Annotated in this window: 22 protein-coding genes and 2 tRNA genes; 15 read left to right on the top strand and 9 right to left on the bottom strand. The window is 72.8% G+C overall.

The window, feature by feature from the left end; genetic code table 11:
- Window positions 1-421, bottom strand: a 421-nt coding sequence (locus ONA70_RS04655; RefSeq protein WP_265005077.1) for an ABC transporter substrate-binding protein, incomplete at its 3' end; no start/stop codon positions are given.
- A 229-nt stretch (window positions 422-650) separates the two neighbouring features.
- On the opposite strand from ONA70_RS04655, the gene ONA70_RS04660 reads away from it, so the two are divergent.
- The 3 genes from ONA70_RS04660 (at window position 651) to nudC (ending at window position 4,411) form a co-directional block, all read left to right on the top strand.
- Window positions 651-1,961: a M16 family metallopeptidase gene (locus ONA70_RS04660; RefSeq protein WP_265005078.1), complete on the top strand. Its 1,311-nt coding sequence runs from the start codon at window positions 651-653 to the stop codon at window positions 1,959-1,961.
- On the top strand, window positions 1,958-3,295 hold the full coding sequence (locus ONA70_RS04665; RefSeq protein ID WP_265005079.1) for a M16 family metallopeptidase: 1,338 nt from the start codon (window positions 1,958-1,960) through the stop codon (window positions 3,293-3,295). Before ONA70_RS04660 ends, ONA70_RS04665 begins: the two co-directional genes overlap by 4 nt.
- Window positions 3,296-3,358: 63 nt before the next feature.
- Window positions 3,359-4,411, top strand: coding sequence for an NAD(+) diphosphatase (gene nudC / locus ONA70_RS04670; protein ID WP_265005080.1), 1,053 nt, complete (start codon window positions 3,359-3,361; stop codon window positions 4,409-4,411).
- Between the two features lie 249 nt (window positions 4,412-4,660).
- Here the strand turns inward: nudC and ONA70_RS04675 are convergent, their stop codons facing one another.
- The 3 genes from ONA70_RS04675 to ONA70_RS04685 form a co-directional block, all read right to left on the bottom strand.
- Window positions 4,661-4,930, bottom strand: coding sequence for a hypothetical protein (locus ONA70_RS04675; protein WP_265005081.1), 270 nt, complete (start codon window positions 4,928-4,930; stop codon window positions 4,661-4,663).
- Window positions 4,931-5,142: 212 nt separating this feature from the next.
- The gene (locus ONA70_RS04680) at window positions 5,143-5,382 is read right to left on the bottom strand and encodes a DUF397 domain-containing protein (protein WP_265005082.1); all 240 of its coding nucleotides are present in this window, start codon (window positions 5,380-5,382) and stop codon (window positions 5,143-5,145) included.
- A gap of 73 nt (window positions 5,383-5,455) precedes the next feature.
- Complete coding sequence (locus ONA70_RS04685) at window positions 5,456-6,433, bottom strand: helix-turn-helix domain-containing protein (RefSeq protein WP_265005083.1); 978 nt, start codon at window positions 6,431-6,433, stop codon at window positions 5,456-5,458.
- A 231-nt stretch (window positions 6,434-6,664) separates the two neighbouring features.
- Here ONA70_RS04685 and ONA70_RS04690 point away from each other — a divergent pair, with 231 nt between their 5' ends.
- A complete protein-coding gene (locus ONA70_RS04690) occupies window positions 6,665-7,939 on the top strand; it encodes an MFS transporter (RefSeq protein ID WP_265005084.1) in 1,275 nt (424 codons plus the stop codon).
- 62 nt (window positions 7,940-8,001) lie between these two features.
- On the opposite strand, the gene ONA70_RS04695 is transcribed toward ONA70_RS04690, so the two are convergent.
- The gene (locus tag ONA70_RS04695; protein WP_265005085.1) at window positions 8,002-8,244 is read right to left on the bottom strand and encodes a mycoredoxin; all 243 of its coding nucleotides are present in this window, start codon (window positions 8,242-8,244) and stop codon (window positions 8,002-8,004) included.
- A gap of 93 nt (window positions 8,245-8,337) precedes the next feature.
- Between ONA70_RS04695 and ONA70_RS04700 the strand changes: the two genes are divergently transcribed.
- The 3 genes from ONA70_RS04700 to ONA70_RS04710 all read left to right on the top strand — a co-directional run bounded on the left by ONA70_RS04700 (window position 8,338) and on the right by ONA70_RS04710 (window position 11,379).
- Window positions 8,338-10,494 (top strand): ATP-dependent DNA helicase UvrD2, encoded by a 2,157-nt coding sequence (locus tag ONA70_RS04700; RefSeq protein WP_265005086.1) that lies wholly within the window; start codon window positions 8,338-8,340, stop codon window positions 10,492-10,494.
- A 130-nt stretch (window positions 10,495-10,624) separates the two neighbouring features.
- Window positions 10,625-10,879 (top strand): hypothetical protein, encoded by a 255-nt coding sequence (locus ONA70_RS04705; RefSeq protein ID WP_265005087.1) that lies wholly within the window; start codon window positions 10,625-10,627, stop codon window positions 10,877-10,879.
- A gap of 134 nt (window positions 10,880-11,013) precedes the next feature.
- Window positions 11,014-11,379 carry a WhiB family transcriptional regulator gene (locus ONA70_RS04710; RefSeq protein ID WP_091068617.1) on the top strand — a complete coding sequence of 122 codons (366 nt, stop codon included), beginning with the start codon at window positions 11,014-11,016 and terminating at the stop codon, window positions 11,377-11,379.
- Window positions 11,380-11,735: 356 nt separating this feature from the next.
- Here ONA70_RS04710 and ONA70_RS04715 read toward each other — a convergent pair whose 3' ends face one another.
- The 3 genes from ONA70_RS04715 to ONA70_RS04725 form a co-directional block, all read right to left on the bottom strand.
- Window positions 11,736-13,082, bottom strand: a complete 1,347-nt coding sequence (locus ONA70_RS04715) for an ABC1 kinase family protein (RefSeq protein WP_265005088.1) — start codon at window positions 13,080-13,082, stop codon at window positions 11,736-11,738.
- A gap of 10 nt (window positions 13,083-13,092) precedes the next feature.
- On the bottom strand, window positions 13,093-14,205 hold the full coding sequence (locus tag ONA70_RS04720) for a TOMM precursor leader peptide-binding protein (protein WP_265005089.1): 1,113 nt from the start codon (window positions 14,203-14,205) through the stop codon (window positions 13,093-13,095).
- A gap of 206 nt (window positions 14,206-14,411) precedes the next feature.
- Window positions 14,412-14,579: a DUF5679 domain-containing protein gene (locus ONA70_RS04725; protein ID WP_012014940.1), complete on the bottom strand. Its 168-nt coding sequence runs from the start codon at window positions 14,577-14,579 to the stop codon at window positions 14,412-14,414.
- 491 nt (window positions 14,580-15,070) lie between these two features.
- Between ONA70_RS04725 and ONA70_RS04730 the strand changes: the two genes are divergently transcribed.
- Window positions 15,071-15,601 (top strand): M48 metallopeptidase family protein, encoded by a 531-nt coding sequence (locus tag ONA70_RS04730; RefSeq protein ID WP_265005090.1) that lies wholly within the window; start codon window positions 15,071-15,073, stop codon window positions 15,599-15,601.
- Between the two features lie 151 nt (window positions 15,602-15,752).
- Window positions 15,753-16,577: a hypothetical protein gene (locus ONA70_RS04735; RefSeq protein WP_265005091.1), complete on the top strand. Its 825-nt coding sequence runs from the start codon at window positions 15,753-15,755 to the stop codon at window positions 16,575-16,577.
- 83 nt (window positions 16,578-16,660) lie between these two features.
- Here ONA70_RS04735 and ONA70_RS04740 read toward each other — a convergent pair whose 3' ends face one another.
- Window positions 16,661-17,863, bottom strand: coding sequence for a zinc-dependent metalloprotease (locus ONA70_RS04740; protein WP_265005130.1), 1,203 nt, complete (start codon window positions 17,861-17,863; stop codon window positions 16,661-16,663).
- Window positions 17,864-18,047: 184 nt separating this feature from the next.
- On the opposite strand from ONA70_RS04740, the gene ONA70_RS04745 reads away from it, so the two are divergent.
- The 6 genes from ONA70_RS04745 (at window position 18,048) to ONA70_RS04770 (ending at window position 24,108) form a co-directional block, all read left to right on the top strand.
- On the top strand, window positions 18,048-19,061 hold the full coding sequence (locus ONA70_RS04745) for a YlbL family protein (protein ID WP_265005092.1): 1,014 nt from the start codon (window positions 18,048-18,050) through the stop codon (window positions 19,059-19,061).
- A 127-nt stretch (window positions 19,062-19,188) separates the two neighbouring features.
- The gene (locus tag ONA70_RS04750; protein WP_265005093.1) at window positions 19,189-22,221 is read left to right on the top strand and encodes a UPF0182 family membrane protein; all 3,033 of its coding nucleotides are present in this window, start codon (window positions 19,189-19,191) and stop codon (window positions 22,219-22,221) included.
- Between the two features lie 147 nt (window positions 22,222-22,368).
- Window positions 22,369-22,878 carry a SigE family RNA polymerase sigma factor gene (locus tag ONA70_RS04755; protein ID WP_265005094.1) on the top strand — a complete coding sequence of 170 codons (510 nt, stop codon included), beginning with the start codon at window positions 22,369-22,371 and terminating at the stop codon, window positions 22,876-22,878.
- Window positions 22,868-23,791, top strand: a complete 924-nt coding sequence (locus tag ONA70_RS04760; RefSeq protein ID WP_265005095.1) for a hypothetical protein — start codon at window positions 22,868-22,870, stop codon at window positions 23,789-23,791. The genes ONA70_RS04755 and ONA70_RS04760 overlap by 11 nt, the downstream gene beginning before the upstream one ends.
- Before the next feature lie 50 nt (window positions 23,792-23,841).
- Window positions 23,842-23,915: transfer RNA gene (locus tag ONA70_RS04765), tRNA-Met, on the top strand.
- A 119-nt stretch (window positions 23,916-24,034) separates the two neighbouring features.
- A tRNA-Met gene (locus tag ONA70_RS04770) sits at window positions 24,035-24,108 on the top strand.
- The last annotated feature ends 39 nt before the right edge of the window (window positions 24,109-24,147 follow it).

Below are 24,147 nucleotides of genomic sequence, written 5' to 3' on the forward strand. Positions count from 1 at the left end.
GCTCCACCGCGGTGATCTCGGGCTTGACCACCAACGCGACGCCGCCGGAGGCGGCACCGGAGACGACGCGGACCGCCTCGCCCTTGGACTTCGAGAAGGCGTTCACGGTCGGGTTCGGACCGATGTACGTGGCGTCGAGCGCGCCGGAGAAGAGTGCCTCGACGGCGGCCGGTCCGGCGTTGAAGGTCTTCGTCTCGAGCTTGACGCCGCTGCCGAGCTTCTCGGTGAAGATGCCCTTTTCCACCCCGACGACGGCCGGCGCGTGGGTGATGTTCGGGAAGTAGCCGAGGCGCAGCGTCACCGGACCCGCGTTGCCGGCGGCGTCGGTGCCGTCGCCGCAGGCCGCCGTGCCCAGGGTGGCCACGCCGACCACGGCGAGGGTGGCGAGGGCGACCGACCGACGGAAGGGGAGCCGTCTCATGCGTTGTCCAATCCACAGTATTCCTACTTACTTGGTAGGAAGAGTGGGGCAGGCGCGGAGCAGCGTCAAGGCTCGTCCACGATCCGGGACAGCAGACTTGAGGATTCACGGCAACTCCCACCTGTTCGATGGAGTACGCGGCACCGCCTGGCCCACCGCCCCGCCGGCCGGAGCGAGTGCCGCGCCACACCGCGGGTGCGGACCGTGCCGACGCAGTAGGGTCGATCTCGTGCCGACGCGGAGAGCCAGAATCCCAGCGACGAAGTACCCGGTCGAGCGGTTCACCCTCGACAACGGCCTGCGGGTGGTGCTCACCCCCGACCGCAGCGCCCCGGTGATCGGGGTGGCGGTGGTCTACGACGTCGGCATCCGGTCCGAGCCGGAGGGGCGCACCGGCTTCGCCCACCTCTTCGAACACCTGATGTTCCAGGGCTCGGAGAACCTGGAGAAGCTGGCCCACTTCCGGCACGTCCAGGGCGCCGGCGGCACCTTCAACGGCTCGACCCACCTGGACTACACCGACTACTTCGAGACCCTCCCGAGCAACGCCCTGGAACGGGCGCTCTTCCTCGAGGCCGACCGGATGCGCGGCCCCCGGTTGACCGAGGAGAACCTGCGCAACCAGGTTGACGTGGTCAAGGAGGAGATCCGGGTCAACGTGCTCAACCGGCCGTACGGCGGGTTCCCCTGGCTGACCCTGCCGCCGGTGATGTTCGACACCTTCCCCAACGCCCACGACGGCTACGGCTCCTTCGACGACCTGGAGTCGGCCACCGTCGCCGACGCCGCCGACTTCTTCCGCCGCTACTACGCCAGCGGCAACGCGGTCCTCGCGGTCAGCGGTGACGTCGACGTGGCCGAGGCGACCGTGCTGATCGAGCGGCACTTCGGGGACGTGCCGACCCGGCCCGCGCCGGAGCGGCCCGACTTCGTCGAGCCGGACCTGACCGCCGAGCGGCGCACCTCGTACACCGACCGGTTGGCCCCGCTGCCGGCGGTGGCCAGCGCGTGGCGGGTGCCCGACCCGGTCACCGACTTCACCGGCTACCTGCCGTACGTGGTGCTGGCCGAGGTGCTCACCGACGGGGACGCCTCCCGGCTGGTCGAGCGGCTGGTCCAGCGGGACCGGTCGGTCACCAGCGTCGGCGGCTACCTCGGCTTCATGGGCGACCCGTTCGACGTCCGCGATCCCACCGCCCTGTTGCTCCAGTCCCACCTGCCGCCCGGCGGAGACGTGGACAAGGTGCTGCGCACCGTCGACGAGGAACTGGACCGGCTGGCCACCGACGGGCTGACCGAGGGAGAACTGGCCCGTACCCAGGCCCGGATGGCCACCCACCTGCTGCGCGACACCGACGCGGTGCTGGGCCGGGCGCTGCGAATGGCGGTCCTCGAACAGCAACGCGGTGAACCGGGGCTGCTCAACGAACTGCCCCGGCTGGTCGGTGAGGTGACCGAGGAGCAGGTCCTCGCCGCCGCCGCCACCCTGCGGCCGGAGCGCCGCGCGTCCATCGAGGTCATCGCCGGAGGTGTCCGGTGAGCGCAACCGTGGAGACCGGAACGCGGCCGCTGCCGGCGCTCGGCCCGAACCGCCGGCTCAAGCTGCCCAGTCAGGCCGAGCGCACGCTCGGCAACGGGCTCACCGTGATCGCCGTACGCCGGCCCGCGGTACCCCTGGTCGAGCTGCGGCTCTGGATGCCGTTCGGGCGCGCCCACCTGGCCCGCGGCGCCATGCTGGCGCAGACCGTGCTCGCCGGCACGGCCACCCACACCGCCACCCAGATCGCGGCCGAGTTGCAGAAGGTCGGCGGCGGCCTCTCCGCCGGCGTCGATCCGGACCGCCTGATGCTCTCCGGCGCCGGCCTGGTCACCGGCCTGGGCCGGATGCTGGAGATCCTCGCCGACGTGCTGACCGGGGCCACCTACCCGGTTGACTGGGTGGAGACCGAGCGGGACCGGCTGGTGGACCGGATCCAGGTCGCCCAGAGCCAGCCCGCGCACCTGGCCCGGACCGCGCTGCTCAAGCGGATCTACGGCAGGCATCCGTACGCGGTTCAGACCCCGGAGCCCGACCAGGTCCGTGCCGTCAAGCCGCCCGCCCTGCGCAAGCTGCACGCCGAGCGGGTGCATCCGGCCGACGCGGTGCTGGTGCTGGTCGGCGACGTGCAGCCGGAGCACGCCCTGGACGCCGCGGAGCAGGCGTTGTCCGGCTGGAACGGGGACGGGCACGTCGCCGAGCTGCCGCCCGCGCCGCCGCTGGAACCCGGCCCGCTGCTGCTGGTCGACCGCCCCGGCTCGGTCCAGTCCTCGCTGCGGATCGCGCTGCCCGCGGTGCCCCGCACCCACCCCGACCACGCCGCGCTGCAACTGGCCAACCTGGTCTTCGGCGGCTACTTCTCCTCCCGCTGGGTGGAGAACATCCGGGAGGACAAGGGCTACACCTACGGGCCGCACTCGATGGTCGAGCACTCGGTGGCCGGGTCGGTGCTGGTCGCCGGCGCCGAGGTGGCCACCGAGGTGACCGCCCCCGCGCTGCTGGAGACCACGTACGAGCTGGGCCGGCTGGCCGCCCTGCCGCCTAAGCCGGACGAGCTGGAGCAGGCCCGCCAGTACGCCCTCGGCACGCTCCAGCTCGGCATGTCCACCCAGGCCGGGCTGGCCTCGCTGACCAGCGCGTACGCCGGCAACGGGCTGCGCCTGGACTTCCTCGCCGAGCACGCCGCCCGGCTGGCGAAGGCGACCGTGGACGACGTGGCCGAGGCGGCCGCACGTTACCTCGCCCCGGCGAAGGCGGTCACCGTCGTGCTCGGTGACGCCGAGCGGATCGCCGACTCGCTCGCCACGCTGACCCCGGTCCGTACGGAGTCGGCGTGAGCGAGCGGAGCGAGGCGGCGGCGTGAGCGAGCGGAGCAGTTGGCTCAGCAGCGTGGCGGCGGCATGACCGGCGAAGCTCCGCCGCTGGCCCGCGCCACCCTCGATCGGGCGGCGCACCGGCGTACCGACCCGGACTGGCTCGCCGAGGCGTGGGAGCGGGCTCGGGTGCTGGTGCTCGACTCGACCGACGACGGGCGGGCGCTGGTCCGTGGCCCGGCTTCCGACCACTCCGGCTCGGCGCGTCTGACGCCGCGCCGCGACCCGGAGCAGTCGGCCGACCAATCCGGCTCGGCGCGTCTGACGCCGCGCCGCGACCCGGAGCAGTCGGCCCCGCGGGAGCTGGTGCTGATCGGTTCCGGTGAGCTGCCCGAGGTGCCGCGCTCGGTGCCGATGTTCCTCGGCCTCGAGCCGGACGGCGTACCGGTCTTCGCGGTGGACGCGCCGCTGCCGGAGCTGCCCGGGACCCGGCGGGCCAACCTGCGCGAGGTAGGCCACCTGCTGACCGACCGGGACGCGGGCATCTTCACCACGGCGCTCGCCCTGCTGAACTGGCACCTGCGGCACCGGTACTCGTCGGCGACCGGGCACTCCACACAGGCCGACGAGGCGGGCTGGTCCCGGGTCGACGCCATGGGCGACCGGATGTGGCCGCGGACCGATCCGGCGATGATCGTGCTGATCCACGACGGGACGGACGGCCCGGACGGCCGCTGCCTGCTCGGCAACAACGCCACCTGGGCGCGCAGCCCGGGGCAGCGCCGCTACTCCTGCCTGGCCGGCTACGTCGAGCCGGGCGAGTCGGCCGAGGCCGCGGTGCTTCGCGAGGTCCGCGAGGAGGTCGGCGTCGGGGTCGACGAGATCGCGTACGCGGGCAGCCAGTCCTGGCCGTTCCCGGGCTCGCTGATGCTCGGCTTCCTGGCCCGCGCCGACGCCGACGAGCCGATCCGGGTGGACCCGGCCGAGATCGCCCACGCCCGCTGGTTCACCCGCCGGGAGATCGGCGCCGCACTGGCCGGGGGGCCGGTCCTGGTGGACGGCGGCGACCGGCTGGTGCTCCCGCCGCCCTCCTCGATCGCCCTCTTCCTGGTCCACCGCTGGCTCGACGGCCACTGCTGACCCGGCGTCCTCGGCCAGGTCGCCGATGCGGCGATCGAGCTGTCCGGCACGTCCAGCGTCGGTGACCGGCACGGCGGCGTGCTGCGGGCGGCCCGGATGCCCGGCGGACCGGCGGGCGGAAACGCGGCCCCGGCCCGTGGCCGTCGTTGCCGCGGCGGTCACGGGCCGGAGACACGGGCCGCCGTGGCCGGGTAAGGCGAGGAACGCGGCGGGGGAGCCGGTCCGACCACGACGGACGTCAGAAGTGGATCAACTGCCGTCCCACCGGTAGGGGTACGCGGGATCCGCATCCTCGATCGGGAGCACCTTGACCCGGTGCCGGCCACAGCGGACCGCCCCGACCGACGCCAACGCCCGGGCCAGCACCAGCGCGGCCTCCCGGTCCTCGGCGTGGACGACCTGGCGACGGGCTTCCGGCGCGGTGGTCTCGTCCCGCAGCCGACCACCGCCCGTCCACGCGGCGGCGATGTCGGTCTCGGCGACGGCACGGATCTCGGTGCGGACGATCAGGAACCGCATGAGTGTCCTCCGGGTACGGACGGACGGATACGCGCTGGAACTTCCACGTCACTCTTTCGACATGTTACGCCCCGTGGTCGTCCCAGCAAGTGAAACTCAGCGATTCTTCGGGGTCGTCGACCGATCGGAGGACCCCAGGTCAGCACCGTTGTCAGGGTGGGCAGGCGAAGGGGCCGCCGGCCCGACGCCGACGGCCCCTTCAGGTTGGCGGATCAGTTCAGGACGAACTGTCCGTTCTTCGCGCCGGCGATGAAGCCCAGCCATCCGGCCCGGTTGAACAGCAGCACCGGCCCGCCGCGGTCCTTGCTGTCCCGGAGCGCCACCGCCGCCGGCCCGGTACGCAGGGGCGCGACCTCGACGCAGTTCGAGGTCTGGCTCCGGGTGCTCTTGCGCCAGGCGGCGCCGGCGAGCTGCTGCGCGAGGTCGGACGAGCTGTTGCGGATCTCGTTCATGGTTCTGCTCCTGGTCTGGAGTGATCCGATGGGACGAGTGACGCCGCGGGCCGGACGGGTGGTCCTGTGGGGATCACCGGTCCGTGGTCAGACGCCCCGAGTCGCGGCGGCGCTGGACCGGCGCCGTTGCCGGACCGTACGCCACTGTGGACTCGGCTGCCGTGTCGGGCCGTCCCGTCGCCTCGATGAGCCAGGAGAGGGTGTCCGATGCGGAGAGCGCCGCCGAGCATAGCCACTCGAACACCACTTTATAGCGATTTAGGGTGTTTAGCTCGGTCGACATGACGTCGGTGAACCCACCTTCGATGGCGAGTGTCTCCGGGTCGAGGGGATCGGCGAACCGGTAGACCGAAAAGGCGGTCGGCGGGAGGTACCAGTCACCGACCCGGGTGTCCCGTAGCAGCAGGTGCAGGGTCACGTTTGGCAGCATGGCCAGCTCGCACAGGTGGACGAGCTGCTCGTGCAGCACGTCCAGCGGCCCGGCCCGGTGGCCCAGCGCCGCCTCCTCGAGCACCGCGGTGTAGCGGGGCGCGTCCGGGCGGGTCAGCAGGGACTGGCGGGCCTGGCGTGCGCGTACCTCGGTCTCCGGGTCCTTGCCGCCCTCCGGGTCGCCGGCCTGGTCCGCCACCCGGGCCGCGGAGATGATCCGGTGCCGGGCGTACCCGGGGGTCTGGAGCAGCCCCGGGACCAGCACGGGGTTGTACTCCGAGATCTCCGAGCAGCCCGCCTCCAACTCGGCGAAGGCGCGCTGCTGCTCGGTCATCACCGGGAAGTTGCGCAGCCAGCCGCGCATGTCGCCGGCCTCGTGCGTGATCGCCAGCAGCTCCTCGCGCTGCGCGTCGCCGGCGCCGTAGAGGGTGAGCAGAACGCCCACATCGTCCGGGTCGGGGCGGCTGCGGCCGTTCTCCAGCCGGGACAACTTGGACGCGGAGGCCCAGCCGATGCGCTCGATCACCTGGTCTCCGGTGAGGCCGGCCTGCTCGCGCAGCCGGCGCAGCTCGGTCCCGATCCTGCGCCGGCGCAGGATCGGGCCTGGTGCGGTAGGAGGCACGGTCTCCTCTTCTCCGTCGACCGCCGCAAGACGCGACGATAACTGTATGAAATTCGCCCCCCACGGTCAGTATGGACGGCGCGACCGGCCTTGGAGGTTTCCGGCGGGGGCGTGTCACGAGACAAAAAGAGGACTGTGGAGGGGTGCTCACGGCGTCGGACGAGGAGGTCCGGGCCGGACACCCGCCCCCGACGCGCCCGCCGAGGGCGCTGCCCCTCGGGAGGGAACCCGATGCGCACCGTCCTACGCCGCCCCGACTTCCGCCTGCTCTTCGTGGCGCTGGTCGCCAGCATGGCGGCCGAGTCGGTCCTGCTGCTGGCCCTCGCCGTCTGGGTCAAGGACCTGACCGGATCGGACGGCATGGCCGGCGCGACCATCTTCGCCATCATCGCGCCGATGACGCTCGCCCCGCCGGTCGGCTGGCTGGTCGACCGGTACCGCCGCCGGCCGTTCTTCGTGGCCGCCAACCTGGGCACGGCCGTGCTGCTCAGCCCGCTCTTCGTCGTCCACGACCGGGCCGACGTCTGGGTCATCTACGTGGTGGCGGCCCTGTACGGCCTGTCGTACATCACGTTGAGCGCGGTGCTGAGCGGGCTGATCCGGCACCTGGTCCCGAGCGACCTGCTGGCCGACGCGAACGGCGTGCTGCAGACCGTCCGGCAGGGCCTCCGGCTGGTCGGCCCGCTCGCCGGGGCCGGCCTGTACGCCGCCGTCGGCGGCTGGCTGCTGGTCGCCCTCGCGATGACCGGCTTCCTCACCGCCGCCGCCGTCGTCGGCCTGCTCCGGGTCGCCGAGACCCCGCCGTCCGGCACCGACCTGAGCTGGCCGGCCGAGCTGGGCGCCGGGCTGCGGCACCTGGCCGGCGAGCCCGCGCTGCGCCGGGCCCTGCTCGGGTACGGGCTGGGCTCGCTGGTGATGGGCTTCACCGAGTCGCTGATCTTCGCGTACGTGGACCAGGGGCTGCGCCGGGACGTGGCGTTCGTCGGGGTGCTGGTCACCGTGCAGGGGATCGGCGGGCTGGTCGGCGGGCTCCTCTCCGCCGCCGTGGTGCGCCGGGTCGGGGAGCTGGGCGCGCTCGCCGCCGGGGTGACCTTCTTCGGGCCGGCCGCGCTGGCGCTGGCGTACCCCCGGCTCTGGCTCGGCGTGGTGGCGCTGCTGCTGGCCGGGCTCTCCCTGCCGCTGACCATGGTGGGGCTCAACACGCTGGTCCAGCGGCGTACCCCGCCGAGGCTGCTCGGTCGGGTCGCCGCCGCGTCGGAGGCGCTGGTCAGCGGTCCGCAGGCGCTCTCCATCGGCACTGGGGCGCTGCTCGTCGGGGTCTTCGACTACCGCCTGCTCTTCGCCCTGGTCGGGGTGGTCACCACCGCCGCCGGCGGCTACCTCTGGCGGGGTCGCCGCCTCACCGCGCCCCCGCGCCCCCTGGTCCACATCCCCGCCCCGCGCCGTCCGCTGGCCGCCGTCGAGCCGGACGTCGTCGCCGCGACACGCCGGCGCCGAGCGCGGTGATTTCCCGACCAACGCACAGTGGCCGCCCGGTGGGGGCGGCCACTGTCGCGGATATGCGTCGGTCAGCTGGGGAGGGCGGCCAGGTGCTGCTTGACCTGGGTGATCGAGGGGTTGGTGAGGGCGCTGCCGTCGGCGAAGCGCAGGGTGGGCACCGTCTGGTTGCCGCCGTTGACGCTCATCACGAACTCCGCGGCCTTCGGGTCCTGCTCGATGTCGACCACCTCGTACGCGATGCCCTCCCGGTCGAGCTGCGACTTCAGCCGGTGGCAGTAGCCGCACCACGGGGTGGAATACATCGTCAGCATGGTCAGGTCCTCCAAGGGGATGGCTCGCACCCGGTCCGGGTCAGGCCAGGCTAACCGCTGCAACATCGGCGGGGGCTGGGATGATTCCTGGCTGTGGTGGTTCACTCAGCGGCGGAACGGGTGCTGGCCGGACTGGATCCGGAGCAACGGTCCGCGGTGATCGCCCCGGCCGGTCCGGTCTGCATCCTGGCCGGCGCCGGGACCGGCAAGACCCGGGCGGTGACCTCCCGGATCGCGCACCGCGCGCTCACCGGGGACATCTCCGCCCGGCACGTGCTCGCGGTCACCTTCACCGCCCGCGCCGCCGCCGAGATGCGAGCCCGTCTCACCGTGCTCGGGGTGCGCGGTGTGCAGGCGCGCACCTTCCACGCGGCGGCCCTGCGCCAGGTCCGCTACTTCGCGCCCCGGCTGCTCGAGGGGCGGGCCATGCCGGAGCTGCTGGACAGCAAGGTCCGGGTCGTCACCCTGGCCGCCGCCAAGGTCGGCCTGCGCGCCGACCGGGCCGCCGCCCGCGACCTGGCCGGTGAGATCGAGTGGGCCAAGTCGTCGCTGGTCGAGCCGTCGGAGTACGTGGTCGCCGCGGCCAAGGCGCTGCGCGAGACGCCGTACGAGCCGGCGCGGGTGGCCGAGGTGTTCGCCGCGTACGAGAAGCTCAAGCGCGGCAACGGCGTGATCGACTTCGAGGACATGCTGCGCGCCGCGGTCTGGGGGATCGAGGAGCACACCGACGTCGCCGAGCAGGTACGCGGCCAGTACCGACACTTCGTCGTCGACGAGTACCAGGACGTCAACCCGCTCCAGCAGCGGCTGCTGGAGGCGTGGCTGGGCGGCCGGGACGACCTCACCGTGGTCGGCGACGCCAGCCAGACCATCTACTCGTTCACCGGGGCCACCTCGTCCTACCTGGTCGACTTCCCGCGCCGGTACCGGGGCGCCACCGTGGTCCGGCTGGTCCGCGACTACCGCTCCACGCCACAGGTGGTCGGGCTGGCCAACGCGGTGATCTCGCAGGCCCGGGGCGCCGAGGCCCGGCTGCGGCTGGAGCTGCACGGCCAGCGCGCGCCCGGCCCGGAGCCCGAGCTGCGCATCTTCACCGACGAGCCGGCCGAGGCCAACGCGGTCGCCGCCCGCTGCCGCGCGCTGGTCGACGGGGGCACCCCGGCCCGGGAACTCGCCGTGCTGTTCCGCACCAACGCGCAGTCCGAGGCGTACGAGAAGGCGCTCACCGAGGCCGAGGTCCCGTACGTGGTGCAGGGCGCGGAACGCTTCTTCGAGCGGCCCGAGGTACGCCAGGCGATGGTGGCGCTGCGCGCCGCGACCCGCTCGATCCCGGGCGAGACCCCGCTGCCGGCGGCCGTGGTGGAGGGGCTCGGCGCGGTCGGCTGGGCACCCGACGCGGCCCCGGCGGGTGGTGCCGCGCGGGAGCGGTGGGAGGCGCTCGCCGCCCTGGTCCAGCTCGCCGAGGAGTACGCGGCGACCCCCGAGGTGGTCCCGATCGGCGAGGCCGCCGCGATCGAGCGGCCGGTGACCCTCGCGGACTTCAACGAGGAGCTGGCCCGGCGGGCGGCGCAGCAGCACGTACCCACTGTGGAGGGGGTGACCCTGGCCTCGCTGCACTCGGCGAAGGGCCTGGAGTGGGACGCCGTCTTCCTGGTCGGCCTCGCCGAGGGCACCCTGCCCACCGCGTACGCGAAGACGCCCGAGCAGGTCGAGGAGGAGCGTCGGCTGCTCTACGTCGGGATCACCCGGGCCCGGGAATGGCTCTGGCTGTCGTACGCGGCGGCCCGCTCGCCGGGTGGCCGGGCCCGGCGGCCCTCCCGCTTCCTGCCGCAGCTCGACCGCTCCGGCGGCGGCACCGAGCGGGCCGGCGCCGGCGCGGCCCGGCGGACCGAGCGGCGGCGTACCCAGGTGGTCTCCTGCCGGATCTGCGGCGCCACCCTGCTCGCCGGGGCGGACCGCAAGCTGGGGCGCTGCCCGACCTGTCCGTCCGACATCGACGAGGAGCTGTACGAGCGGCTGCGCGAGTGGCGGCAGCGGGTGGCCGGGGCGCAGAAGGTGCCCGCGTACGTGGTCTTCACCGACGCCACGCTCACCGCACTGGCCGAACGGAAGCCCGGCCGCACCGAGGAGCTGATCGCGATCGCCGGGATCGGCCCCCGCAAACTGGGACTTTACGGCGATACGGTGCTGGCCCTGGTGGCCGGCGCGGCGGTGGACGAGGTCTGCCCGCAGAAAAGTTTCGAAATCTAGCCGTAAATCGTTTGCCCTCGCCTGTGGGCGAGGAATAGCCTCAGGACACACCTCGCGAGCGGCGCCATTCTGGCTGCTCACGGGGGATGAGTCCATGGTCGATACGAGGAACGTGAGGGAGGTGGCACCCGTGGAGATCTTCACTTATGAGCGTCCGGCGGCGATGCCAGCTGCCTGCGCTCCGCTGTCGGCTGTTCGGGTGGCCCTTGCCGCTCGACCGTCGGTCCCGCAGGTGCACCAGGTCCAGGTTCAGGCCGAGCTGAACCTGACCGTGGCGCCGCTGGCTGGGATCGAGGGGACCAGTGGCTTCACGGGCATGGGCATCGGTGACGTCAAGAAGCGCACGGATGTCCGCGGCGTTCCACCTCGAGGTAGACCGGTCTGATCCATCAGACCACCGGCTCACCTCGAGGCCGCGGAACCCGCAAACCGGGATCCGCGGCCTCAGTTTTTTTGCACCGCCGTAGTGCCGAAGGAATGCGATCCACGAGATCGAAGTGAGAGAGAGGTGACCGGAGGATGAGTCTGGCGTTGGCCCCGCTCGACGTGAGCGTCGAGGTGGAGGCGAACCTGCCCTGCCGGAAGTTCGACCCCGACCTGTGGTTCTCCGACTCGCCCACCGAGCTCGAGCTGGCCAAGTCGCTCTGCGGGGACTGCCCGCTGCGCGTCGAGTGCCTGGCCGGTGCGGTGGAGCGGGCCGAGCCCTGGGGCGTCTGGGGCGGCGAGATCTTCGAGCGTGGCGCGGTCGTCCCGCGCAAGCGGCCCCGGGGCCGTCCGCGCAAGGAGGACCTCGCCCGCGACGCCCAGCTTCGGGTCGAGGCCGAGGCGCGACTGGCAGCCAGTGGGCTGTCCGAGTCGCGCAGCGCGGTCCGGCTGGCGGCCTGACACACCCCGTTCCAACGTCCCCGCCGGTGATCACCGGCCGAGCGAGAAAGTCGAAACCGATGCTGCATCTGTCGAATGGAACCGAGTTGCAACTACTTCACGAAGCGTTGTCCCGGGCTCGAATGCGCCGGCCTCAGGCCGGTCGCACCACCACGAGCACTGAGGCAACCCGTTCCGCCCGTACCGTCGCGATGCGCAGCCGCAGCCAGGCGGCTCGCGACCTGGGCGTTCTCTAGATCCCTACCGAACACGACGGGGGCGGTGGCCGGATGGCCGCCGCCCCCGTGGCGTCTGGTGGGACGGCCGCCCCCGTGGCGTCTGGTGGGACGGCCGCCGGTGTGGCGTCTCGTGCCCGCTCAGCTCACCGGGGCGAAGCCGGGCAGCCAACGCTCCAGGATCGCCCGGTAGGGCGCCTTCGCCTCCAGCTGGCAGAGCACCCCGATCGAGCCGAGCGTCACCCGGTGGATCATCAGGTACGCCGGCGGCAGGTTGAGCTGCCGGCTCAGCTGGAACGAGGGCGACCGAGGGCTGGCCAGCCGGGTGGCCTCGGCGCGCAGCCAGGCCCGGGTGAACCGGAACTCCTCGTCGGCGACCGGGGTCAGCATCGGTTGAAGCCACTCCAGCAGGGCCTCCGCGTTGATCGGCTCGGTCTGGCTGACGAAGCCCTCCTTGCGCAGCCCGTCCACCACCCCGTCCGCGTCGCCGCGGATCGCCAGCCCGGCGATCCGGCCGATCGGCTCGGGGGTGCCCTCCGGCATCCGGGCCACCGCACCGAAGTCGATCACCCCGAGCCGGCCGTCGGGCAGCAGCCGGAAATTGCCCGGGTGCGGGTCGGCGTGCAGCAGCCCGGCCCGCATCGGCGCGGAGAGGTGCAGCTCCGCCATCAGCCGTCCGGCCTGGTCGCGCTGCTCCTCGGTGCCGTTGCGGATGATCTCCGCGAGCGGGGTGCCCTCCACCCACTCGGTGATCAGCACCCGGGGCGAGGCGTCCAGCACCTCCGGGATGGAGATCTCCGGGTCGTCGGCGTACGCGGCCGCGAAGGCGCGCTGGGACTCGGCCTCCAGCTCGTAGTCGAGCTCTTCGGTGATCCGCTCACGCAGCTCGACCAGGAGCGGCTTGACGTCCAGCCCGGGCTGGATCGCGCGGAACATGCCGCCCAGCCGGGAGAGCTGCTTCAGGTCGGCGAGCAGGGCGTCCCCGGCACCCGGGTACTGGATCTTCACGGCCACGTCCCGGTGCTTCGGGGCACCGTTCGGGCCGTACCCGGGGTCGCGCCAGACCGCGCGGTGCACCTGGCCGATGCTGGCCGCGGCGGCCGGGGTGTCGTTGAACTCGACGAACCGGTCCCGCCAGTCCGGCCCGAGCTGCTCGGCGAGCACCTTGTGCACGGTGGCGGCCGGCAGCGGCGGGGCGGCCTCCTGGAGCTTGGTGAGCGCCTGCCGGTAGGGGGCGGCGATCTCCTCGGGAAGCGCCGCCTCGAAGACCGACAGCGCCTGACCGAACTTCATCGCCCCGCCCTTGAGCTGCCCGAGGACGCTGAACAGCTGCTCGGCGGTGCGCTGCTGGATCTCGGCGGAGATGACGTCGGACGCGAGCCCGGTGACCCGCTTGCCCATGCCGAGGACGGTCCGACCGGCGAAGCCGAGCGGCAGAGCGGCGAGCTTGGCGGTCCGGGACACGGCCCGGCGCGGGATGTCGGTCACCCGGTCATTGTTACCGACTCGGAGGGCCCGCTGCTGCTCCGAAGCCGGAGCGGGTGGGGCGGGCCCGGATCGGGCGACGTCCGGAGCACCCGCAGGACGGATGCGGCGGCCACTGCCGGCGGCGGAACCGGCCCGCCCCGGCGACCTCGACCGCGCAGCCGAGGGTCTCCGGGGTGCCGCCGTCGAGGTGGGCCAGCGCCTCGGCGACCGCGTACGCCGCCGCCGCGAGCCGGGTGGTGGCGGCACAGGCCTGCTCGCCGTCGTCGGCGGCGAGCTGGGCGGCGAGCCGGGGCCAGTCCGGGTCGCGGTCGACCCGGTGCAGGTCGAGGCAGTGCAGGCAGGGACCGACCGGCGGCCGGACCAGCGGGCCGACCACCGGCACCCCGCCGCGTAGGTCGACCAGGAGGTGCGGCTGGCGGCGCTGGGCGTACCCGGTGGCCAGCAGGGCGGCGGGCCGGTCGGTGCCGAGCTGGACCACCAGATCGGTCCGCCCGCGCCGGAGCGGGCTGGTCGCCGTGCCGGGGGCGCACCGGGCGAGCACGGCCCGGACCGCCGCAGCCAGCGGTCGCCCCACCTCGGCCGCCAGGAGGCCGGTCCCGACCAGGTCGGCCGGGCGGACCGGCCCGGCCAGCTCGGGCCGGACGTGCCCGACGCCGGCCTGGGCCAGCCCGGCGGCGATCGCCGCGCCGAGCCGGCCGGCACCGGTGACCAGCACCCGGGCCGCCCGGCGGCGGCGCACCACCTGGGCCGGCGTCGCGGGTGGGCCGGGCACGGCCAGGGCCAGGGCGTTCGCCTCACCGGCGAGCCGGGCCCGGTCCGGCCCGGCGAGGTCGCGGGGGAGCAGGCTCTGCGCCGGTACGACGAGGCCCGCGGCCCGGAGCGTGTCGAGCAGGATCCGGGCCTCGTCCGGCGCCACCTGGGCGGTGGACGCGTACGCGAGGACGGCCCGCTCGCTGCGGGTGCCGTCGAGCAGGTCGAGCAGCCCGGCGGCCCGGGGATTCGCCACCTCCAGCAGCACCGCGCGGCCGGGCTCGACCCCGAGCTGGAGGGTGTGCCGGTCCCGCCAGAGGCGGGTGAGGCCGGGCAGCAGGGTGGGGCGGGGGAGCGGACTCGGGTGGGCCATGACACGAATCGTGACCGTGTCCCCGCTCTCCGTGGATCGTTGTCCACAGGTGCGCCCGCCCGTATCCAGGGTTGTCCACAGGCCTGGGCCGGGTTTTCCACAACCAACCGGTAACCGGTGTCGGTGAACCGACAGTCAGGGCGGCAGCGCATGGGGGGAGGAGGCGGGGCCGACGGCCCCGCCTCCCCCCGCCCGATCCGTACGGGTCAGACCTTGGCCTTGCCGAGGATGCGGTTCACTGTTGTGCCGCACACCGGGCACTTGCCCTTGGCCATGTTCATGCCGGTCTTCGAGACCTCCACCCGCCCCTCGAAGTCCCGCTTCTCCTTGCACTTCACGCAGTAACCGTTGTAGGTCTGGGCCTGGTCGGCCACGGTAGCCCTCCTCGTCTCGTCCACCGGACACGCCGTCCCGGCGGGTTCCCTGCGGCGGGCCGCGCGAGCACCGGCGCCGGGGGTTGTCGGCGGCCACGCGCGTGACCGCTGGTTGGCGGACCCTACCCAGGTGTGGGCAGTTCCATGTCAGCTGTGCGCCGACTCTGTGAGCTAGTCGACGTCGAGAGTGTGCATGCCGAGTTAGGTCGGATAAGTCAGTTTGGCGGGGACACGCCGGGTGAATGCACCCACATCCCCCTTCGGGGCGGCCCCGATGCGACGTCCCGTCCGTAGATCACCTAACGTGGTTCATCGCCGGTAGGTGACGCTCCGGAGTGTCGTACGCGTCTCCCGCAAAGATTTTTTTCAGGACTCCTGACGACCAACCACCATTTTCCGGGCGCGTGTCGTCGTGTTGACTCTTGCGGACCCCTGGTCAGTACGCATTAGCTTTCCCTCGTGACAGTCATCCGAGGCTGCGCGGACCAGTGATGGCCGGGACGCGGAAGCCCGTCGTCGAGGTACGGCGCAGTCAGCGCCGGCGACGCACGGTGTCCGCGTACCGCGACGGGGAACGGGTCGTGGTGCTCATCCCCGACCAGTTCTCCCGCGCCGAGGAGAGCGAGTGGGTCGACCGGATGCTGGCCCGGCTCGCCGCCCGGGAGGGCCGGCTCGCCCGCTCCGACGCCGAGCTGCTGGCCCGGGCCGCCCGGTTGATCAACCTCTACCTGCCCGAGTACGGCGCCACCGCCGCCCCCGCGAGCGTCCGCTGGGTCACCAACCAGAACGGCCGTTGGGGCTCCTGCACCCCGGCCGACCGCACCATCCGCATCTCGCACCGGATCCAGGACATGCCCGACTGGGTGGTCGACTACGTGCTCCTGCACGAGCTGGCGCACCTGATCGTGCCCAGCCACGACGCCTCGTTCTGGGCCCTGGTCGGCCGGTACCCGAAGACCGAGCGGGCCCGCGGCTACCTGGAGGGCGTCGCCGCCGCCACCGGCGTACCCTTGGCGGACTGACCCACCGGTCCCGGCTTGATCCACTCGGCCTGCGCGGAGGCCACACTTTCCCGGAAAGTGCTGCCTGCCCGTGCGCCGAAGCCGCAACTTCCGTGAACTTGCGCGGATCTTGGTGGCGGGTGAGAGACGTGGGGACGGGTTAGGGTCGGGCATGGTTCGACGTGTGGTGGTGGCGTTGCTCGGACCGGTGGCCTGGACGCCACCGGGGATCGACCCGACCCGGTGGCGTACCGCGCTCGCCGAGGACGTCGTCGACCTGCTGGCCACGCTCAACGAGGTGGAGATCGCGGTGGCGGTGACGCCGGGGGACCGCTGGCTGGCCGACGTCGTGGTCTGGCCGGGCACCGCCGTGCTCGAGGTGCCGGAACCCACCGTCAACGCCGTCTTCGCCGCCCTGGCGGCCCGGCCCGCCGACGCCGCTCCGTCCGAGACCTGGCCTGCTGACGCCGCTCTGCCCGGCGAGGCCGCTTCGGCCGCCGGCGTCGCGCCTCCCGCCAGCGTCGCTCCGTCCGCCAGCGCCGTTCCGCCCGTCGGCGCCGCTTCGACCGCCGAGGCCGCGTCGCCTGGCGGCGCGGGGCCGGCCGGGGAGGTCACGCCGGCCGCGGGCGGCGCGGGGCCGGGCGGGTACGACCAGGCGGCCGTGGTGGTCGCCGACGCGCCGGACGTGCCGGGGCTCACCCTGGGCAAGCTGCTCCGGCCGCTGTCCAGTCGGCCGGTCGCGGTGGCCCCGGTGGAGGGCGCCGGGCCGGGCCTGCTCGGCGTGGCCGCCCGGCTGCCCGTACCGGACTGGCTGCCGGCGCTGGACCTGGACCGGGCCGCGCCGGCGGAGGTGCGCGCGGCCGCTCCGCGCCCGGGGGACGTGGCGGTCACCGCCGGCTGGCGCCGGCTGCGCGGCCCGGCCGACCTGGCCACCCTCGACCCGGCCTTCGAGGGCTGGGAGGCCACCCGCGCCCTGCTCTCCGGCCAGCCCGGCTGACCGCCGCGGACGCAGCAAGATCCGCACAACGTCCGGGAAAGTTTGACCTCGGTACGTTGTGCGGATCTTGGAACCCAGGCGGGTCAGGACTTGTCGTCGTCCTCGCCCGGCGCCTGCTCCTCCGGGGCGCCGGGGGCGCTGAAGTCGAAGTTCGCCAGCTCCTCGTCCAGGTCGCTGCTGGTCGCGGCGAACGCCTCCGGGTTGGCGAAGTCGTCGTCCGAGGGAAGCAGGTCGGGGTGGCCCCAGACCGCGTCCCGGCCGGCGATCCCGCGGTGCTCGGTCAGCGCCGCCCAGAGCACGGTGGCCTCGCGCAGCCGGCGCGGTCGCAGTTCCAGGCCGACCAGGGCGGCGAAGGTCTGTTCGGCCGGCCCGCCGGCGGCCCGGCGACGGCGGAACGCCTCGCCGAGGCGTACGACGTTGGGCAGCCGGTCGCCCGCGGCGCTGTCCACCACGTGACACACCCAGCCCTCGACCAGGGCGAGCACCGTCTCCAGCCGGGCCAGCGAGGCCTTCTGCGCCGGGGTGTCCTCCGGGGTGAAGATGCCCTCCAGCGCGATCGCCTGCATCGACTCCGGGTCGGTCGGGTCGACCCGGCCCATCGCCTCCTCGATCGCCTCCCGGTTCACCCGGATGCCGGCGGCGTAGTTCTCCACCGCAGTGAGCACGTGCCCGCGCAGCCACGGCACGTGCTGGAAAAGTCGCTGGTGGGCGGCCTCGCGCAGGGCCACGTAGAGGCGTACCTCGTCCTCGGGCAGCTCCAGGCCCTCGCCGTACGCCCGGATGTTGGCCGGGACGAGCGCGGCGGTGCCGGCCGGGCCGAGCGGCAGGCCGATGTCGCCGGCGGAGAGCACCTCGGCGGCGAGCGAGCCGAGCGCCTGGCCGAGCTGGCCGCCGAAGAGCGCGCCGCCCAGCGTGGCGACCATCGACTGCATCGGGCCGAGCTGGGCGCGGGCCTCCGGCGGCACCAGGTCGCCCATCGCGCCCACCATCCGGCTGGCCACCGGGTCGCAGAGCTTGCGCCAGACGTCGAGGGTCTTGTAGATCCACTCGTTGCGGTTCCAGGCGACCGACGCCCGGATGCCGGAGGGCCACGAGGTGGCCGGCTCCAGCCAGAGGTCGGCGATCCGCAGCGCCTCTTCCACCGCGTTGCGTTCGAACGGCGAGACCGCCGGGTCACCGCTGGCGGCGAGCTGGCTCGCGGCCACCTGACGGGCGAGGTCCCAGTTGACCGGCCCGCTGCCCGGCGCGGAAAGCAGGTGCTGCAACTGCGACATGAACTGCTGCATCTGCGCGGGGTCGTTGGGGTCTGGTGGTTGCCCACCCGGGAGCGCGAAGCCGAACGGAATATCAGGCACGTCGTCTACGGTACGCGCGCCGCGCCGCAGGTCGCGCCCGTCGGGGTTGCGCTGAGGGCGAAGTCCGGCGGTCACCGCGCCGGACCTCTCCGTCCGGATCGGTACGCTCTGCCGCATGAGACGTCGCGGCGTGACCGTCCTCCTCGGTGCACTGCTCACCGCCCTGCTCAGCGTCGGGGTGCTGAGCGTGCCCATCCCGTACGTGGTGCTCGGTCCCGGCCCGACGTTCAACACCCTCGGCAGCGCCGACGGCAAGGAGATCATCCAGGTCACCGGGCGGGCGACGTCCACCTCCGCGGGCCAACTGCGGCTGACCACGGTCGGCGTGCAGCCCACGGTGCGGCTCCGGTCGGCGCTGGCCGGCTGGTTCTCCAAGGACGAGGCGGTGGTGCCGCGCGAGCTGGTCTACCCGCCGGGCGAGTCGCAGGAGGAGATCGAGAAGCGCAACGTCGAGGACTTCCAGAACTCGCAGACCAGCGCGGAGACCGCCGCCCTGCGGGAGCTGGGCTATCCGATCCAGGTGCTGGTGAAGGCGGTCACCGCGGGCGGCCCGTCGGTCGGCGTGCTCAAGCCCAACGACGTGCTCACCTCGGTCGACGACCAGCCGGTGACCAGTGCCGGCCGGCTCACCGAGCTGATCCGGGCCAAGCCGGCCGGCACCGCGCTGAAGATCGGGTACACCCGCGCCGGCGAACCGGGCACCGCCACGGTGACCAGCCGGGAGCAGGACGGCCGGCCGCGCATCGGCATCGAGATCGACCAGCAGCAGCCGCACCCGTTCACCCTCAAGATCGACCTTGGCGACATCGGCGGGCCCAGCGCCGGGCTGATGTTCGCCCTCGGCATCGTCGACAAGGTGGAGCCGGCCGACCTGACCGGCGGAAAGATCATCGCGGGCACCGGCACCATCGACGACGAGGGCCAGGTCGGCCCGATCGGCGGTATCCCGCAGAAGCTGGTCGCCGCCAAGCGGGCCGGGGCGAAGGTCTTCCTGGTGCCCGTCGACAACTGCGCCGAGGCGGTCCGTAACCCGCAGCCCGACCTGCCGTTGCTCAAGGTGACGTCGCTCGACGACGCGCTGAAGGCGCTCGATACGCTTCGCGCCGGAGGGCAGCCCACCCGCTGCTGATCCCGAGCGGTTGCGGCTGCGCGCGAGGATCGTGACGTGACCTTGACCCGACGTGTTCAGGAACACCCCGTACTCTGGGTGCCTGGTCGGAGCCGATCACATCGAGCGTGCGGAGCCAACAGTGGTCATGCGTAGCAGCCCCCTGCCGAGGATGAGCCGGCGCGGACGCGTCACCATCGGGGTCCTGATCGGGGTGTTCGTCCTCTTCACCCTGCTCGGGTGGGGGGTCAACGCGTGGACCGACTGGCTCTGGTTCGACGAGGTCCGCTACACCCAGGTCTTCACCGGCGTCCTCGCCACCCGCCTGCTGCTGTTCCTGCTGGTCGGGTTCGGCATGGCGCTGGTGATCGCCGGCAACCTCTGGCTGGCCCACCGGGTCCGGCCGCAGCTGCGCCCGCACTCCCCGGAGCAGGCCACCCTTGAGCGCTACCGGATGCTGCTGAGCCCCCGGCTCGGCACCTGGATCGCTGTGGTCTCCGCGCTGATCGGGCTCTTCGCCGGACTCTCCGCGCAGAGCCGGTGGAGCCAGTGGCTGCTGTTCCGCAACGGTGGCAGCTTCGGCGTTAAGGACCCGGAGTTCGGCGTCGACGTCGGCTTCTACGTCTTCCAGCTGCCGTTCTGGCGCTACCTGCTCGGGGTCGGCTTCACCGCGGTGGTGCTGTCGCTGCTCGGCGCGCTGGCCGTGCACTACATCTTCGGCGGGGTGCGGCTGCAGGGCATCGGGGACCGGATGACCGTCGCCGCCCGCGCCCACCTGAGCACGCTGGTCGCCGTCTTCGTCCTGCTCAAGGCGGTCGCGTACGTGCTGGACCGGCGGGCGATGCTGCTGGAGTACAACGAGGGCGCCAAGCTCTACGGCGCCGGCTACGCGGACGTGAACGCCCTGCTCCCGGCGAAGGAGATCCTGGCCTACATCTCGATCGTGGTGGCCATCGCGATCATCGTGTTCTCCAACGCGGTGATGCGGAACCTGGTCTGGCCGGGCATCGCGCTGGCCCTGCTCGGCGTCTCCGCGGTGGCGATCGGCGGCATCTACCCGTGGGCGGTGCAGACCTTCGAGGTCAAGCCGAGCGCTCGGGACAAGGAGGCGCCGTACATCCAGCGCAGCATCGACGCGACCCGGGCCGCGTACGGGCTGACCGACACCAAGACCACCAGATACCAGGCCAACAACCTGACCCCGCCGGCCAGCCTGGCCACCGACACCTCGGTGGTGCAGAACATCCGGCTGCTCGACCCGCAGTTGGTCTCCGAGACGTACACCCAGCTCCAGCAGGTGCGCGGCTTCTACGACTTCGGCCCGAAGCTGGACATCGACCGGTACACGGTGGGTGGCAAGACGGCCGACTACGTGGTCGGCGTCCGGGAGATCAACTATGGCGAGCTGACCCAGCAGCAGAACAACTGGATCAACCGGCACACCGTCTACACCCACGGCTACGGCCTCGTCGCCGCTCCGGCCAACCAGATCTGCGGCAACGGCACGCCGTTCTTCGTCTCCGGATTCCTCGGTGATTCGGCGAAGGAGGTGCAGGGGTGCGCCTCCCCGAGCGATCAGATCCCGGCCCAGCAGCCCCGGATCTACTACGGCGAGCGGATGGAGGCCGACGACTACGCCATCGTCGGGCAGACCGGGGACCGCAGCGTCGAGTTCGACAAGCCGACCTCCACCGGTGGCGACAAGCCGACCTCCACCGGTGGCGACGAGCCGAACTCGACCGGCGGTGAGCAGTACTACACCTACACCGGCGAGGGCGGTGTCAAGATCGGCTCGTTCACCCGTCGGCTGCTCTACGCGATCAAGGAGCAGGAGTCGAACTTCCTCCTCTCCGCGGCGGTGAACAAGGACTCCAAGCTGCTCTACGTGCGTAACCCACGGGACCGGGTGGAGAAGGTGGCCCCGTTCCTCACCGTGGACGGCGACCCGTACCCGGCCGTGGTGAACGGCCGGATCCAGTGGATCGTGGACGGCTACACCACGGCCGCGACCTACCCGTACGCCGACCGGGTCAACCTCCAGGCCGAGACCGCCGACGAGCTGACCGGCCGGGGCACCATCCAGCTCGCCCGGGAGAACGTCAACTACATCCGCAACTCGGTGAAGGCGACGGTCGACGCGTACGACGGCACGGTCCGGCTCTACGCGTTCGACGAGACCGACCCGGTGCTCAAGGCGTGGAACAAGGCGTTCGGCGGCGACCTGGTGCTGCCGAAGGCCGACATCCCGCCGGAGCTGGCCGCGCACTTCCGCTACCCGGCGGACCTGTTCAAGGTGCAGCGCAACCTGCTCACCCGGTTCCACGTCACCCACCCGGGCGACTTCTACTCGGGGCAGGACTTCTGGCAGGTGCCGAACGTGCCGGACGCGCCGGACAGCGGGCAGAAGCAGCCGCCCTACTACCTCTACACGCAGTTCCCGGGGCAGCAGGAGGGGCCGCGCTTCCAGCTCACCTCGGCGGTCACCCCGAACCGCCGCGAGAACCTCGCCGCGCTGATCTCCGGGTCGTACGTCGACGGGCAGCCCCGGCTGGAGGTGCTGGAGCTGCCCGACCAGACCCGGATCTCCGGGCCGGTCCAGGTGCACCAGCAGATGACCAACAACGGTGACATCCGGCAGCAGCTCAACCTGCTCTCCTCGGGGCAGTCCCAGGTGCAGTACGGCAACCTGCTCTCGCTGCCGTTCGGCAACGGAATGCTCTACGTCGAGCCGGTCTACGTGAAGAGCAACACCCAGAACGCGTTCCCGCAGCTGCAGAGGGTGCTGCTCTCGTACGGTGACGGCGGCTCGTACGTGGTGCTGGCGAACAACCTCAGCGAGGGCATCAAGCAGCTCGTCGAGCAGGGCAAGCGGACCCCCGGCGGCACCCCGCCGCCCAGCTCCGGCGGGACGAACCCGCCGACCGGCGGCACCATTCCGCCGGTGCTCACCGGCGAGCTGGCAAAGGCCGCCGATCGGGTGCAGAGCGCGATCGGCGAGGTGAAGGCCGCCCAGGCATCCGGCGACTTCGAGCGGTACGGGCGGGCGCTGAAGGCGCTGGACGAGGCGATGACCGCGTTCCAGGAGGCGCAGGCCGCGGCCAACCCGTCGCCGGCCCCGGCGGCGAGCGGCAGCCCGTCCGCGTCGCCGCCGGCCGCGCCGTCCGCCACGCCGAACGGCTGACGCCGACCCGACCACGCAGGCCCGTGGCCCGGAACCCGTAGCGGTCCGGGGCCACGGGCCTGTCGCGTATCGGACGGAACGCCCGCAACCCGACACCCCGTTCCACCGTCAACAGAGCAGGTGGACGGAGGGGAGGCGGATTCTCCGATGCGGGACGCGAACAGCTTCGACGACTTCTACCGCAGCACGTCGGTCCGGACGCTGCGGTACGGCTACGCCGTGGCGGACGACCCCGCCGAGGCCCAGGACCTGGTCCAGGAGGCGTACGCGCGGGCCTGGCGGCAGTGGGGGAAGCTGGCCGCCCATCCGGCCCCCGAGGCGTGGCTGCGGCTGGTGATCAGCCGGCTCGCCACCGACCGCTGGCGGCGGTTGCGGAGCTGGCGGCTGGCGGCCAGCCGGACCGGACCGCCGGACGACGTCCGGCCACCCGGCGAGGAGACCGTGCTGCTGGTCGGCGCGCTCCGCCAGCTGCCGGTCCGGCAGCGAGAGGCGCTGGCCCTGCACTACCTGTTCGACATGTCGGTGGCGGAGGTCGCCCGGGAGGCGGGCGTCCCCACCGGCACCGTGAAGTCCTGGCTGGCCCGGGGCCGGGCCCGGCTGGCCGAGCTGCTGCCCGGCGTGGACGCCGGGGAGCTGGAGGTGAACGATGTCTCGTGAACTGATCCGCCTCTACCGGGCGCTGGCCGCGGACACCGACGAGCGGGTGCTGCCGGCGCCGGACCAGCTGCGCCGGCGCGCCGACCGCCGGGCGCGGAACCGCGCCGTGCTGGGGGCGCTGGCCGCCGCCGCGCTGGCCGGGGCGAGCCTCGCCGGCTCCCGGATCGTCCTCACGTCCGGGCCGGACACGTCGCCCGGCCCGCCGGTGGCCGCCCCGCCCGCCGCCAGCCGGTCGGCGGCGCCCACCACCGGATCGCCCGCGCCGTCGCCGAGCCGGACCACGCCGCCATCGCGTACGTCCGGGACGCCACCGACGAAGAGCGCGCGGCCGGCCGCCACCACCCCGACCAGCATTCCCGACCGGGCCTTCTTCACCCTGCCCGCCGCCAACGACGCCGGCACTGGTAGTCAGTTCGTCCCGGGGCCGGTGCTGCCGGCCCTGTGCGGCGTCACCCCCGGCGAGGCGGACCGGGTGGCGCGCCGGGCCCGGACGCTGGCCTTCAAGCTGGCCGGTACGTCGGCCGAGGCGATCCCGGACGGCAGCTACCGGAACAGCATCACCAGCTACCGCTCGGGCCGCGCCGACGACGCGCTGCGGCAGTTGCGGCGCGCCGTCCAGGACTGCCCCGAGCAGCCCGACCCGTACGCGCCGGAGGTGACCGCCACCCAGCGGCTGCTGGCCGGCGGCGGGTACGGCGACGAGTCGGTGCTGTTCGAGATCCGCACGCCGCAGCGGGACGTCAACGGCGACCCGACCGGCGGTGAGGAGGTCCACCTGGTCCGCGCGATCCGGGTCGGCGACGTGGTCACCGTGCTCTGGGAGCAGGGCTGGGAGGGCACGTCGACCGACGCCGCGCAGTTCGACGCGGACAGCCGGCGGGCGGTCGAGGCGCTGCGGCGGTGGCTGCGCTGACGGCCCGTTTTGCGTCCCCTGGGGTCGGTGCGCTACGGTAGACGAGCCGACGCGGGGTGGAGCAGCTCGGTAGCTCGCTGGGCTCATAACCCAGAGGTCGCAGGTTCAAATCCTGTCCCCGCTACTCGCCACGAAGGGTCCCGGAGTCCGCTCCGGGGCCCTTCGTTCGTACCGGCCGATCCGCCGCGATCCCGGGACCCGGCTGATCTCCACGGCGGAGATGCGATAGGCTGTACGAGCCGGCGCGGGGTGGAGCAGCTCGGTAGCTCGCTGGGCTCATAACCCAGAGGTCGCAGGTTCAAATCCTGTCCCCGCTACTCGTCGCGAAAGGCCCCGGAGTCCGCTCCGGGGCCTTT

Source organism: Micromonospora yasonensis, from assembly GCF_026013475.1.
Classification (GTDB): Bacteria; Actinomycetota; Actinomycetes; order Mycobacteriales; family Micromonosporaceae; genus Micromonospora; species Micromonospora yasonensis.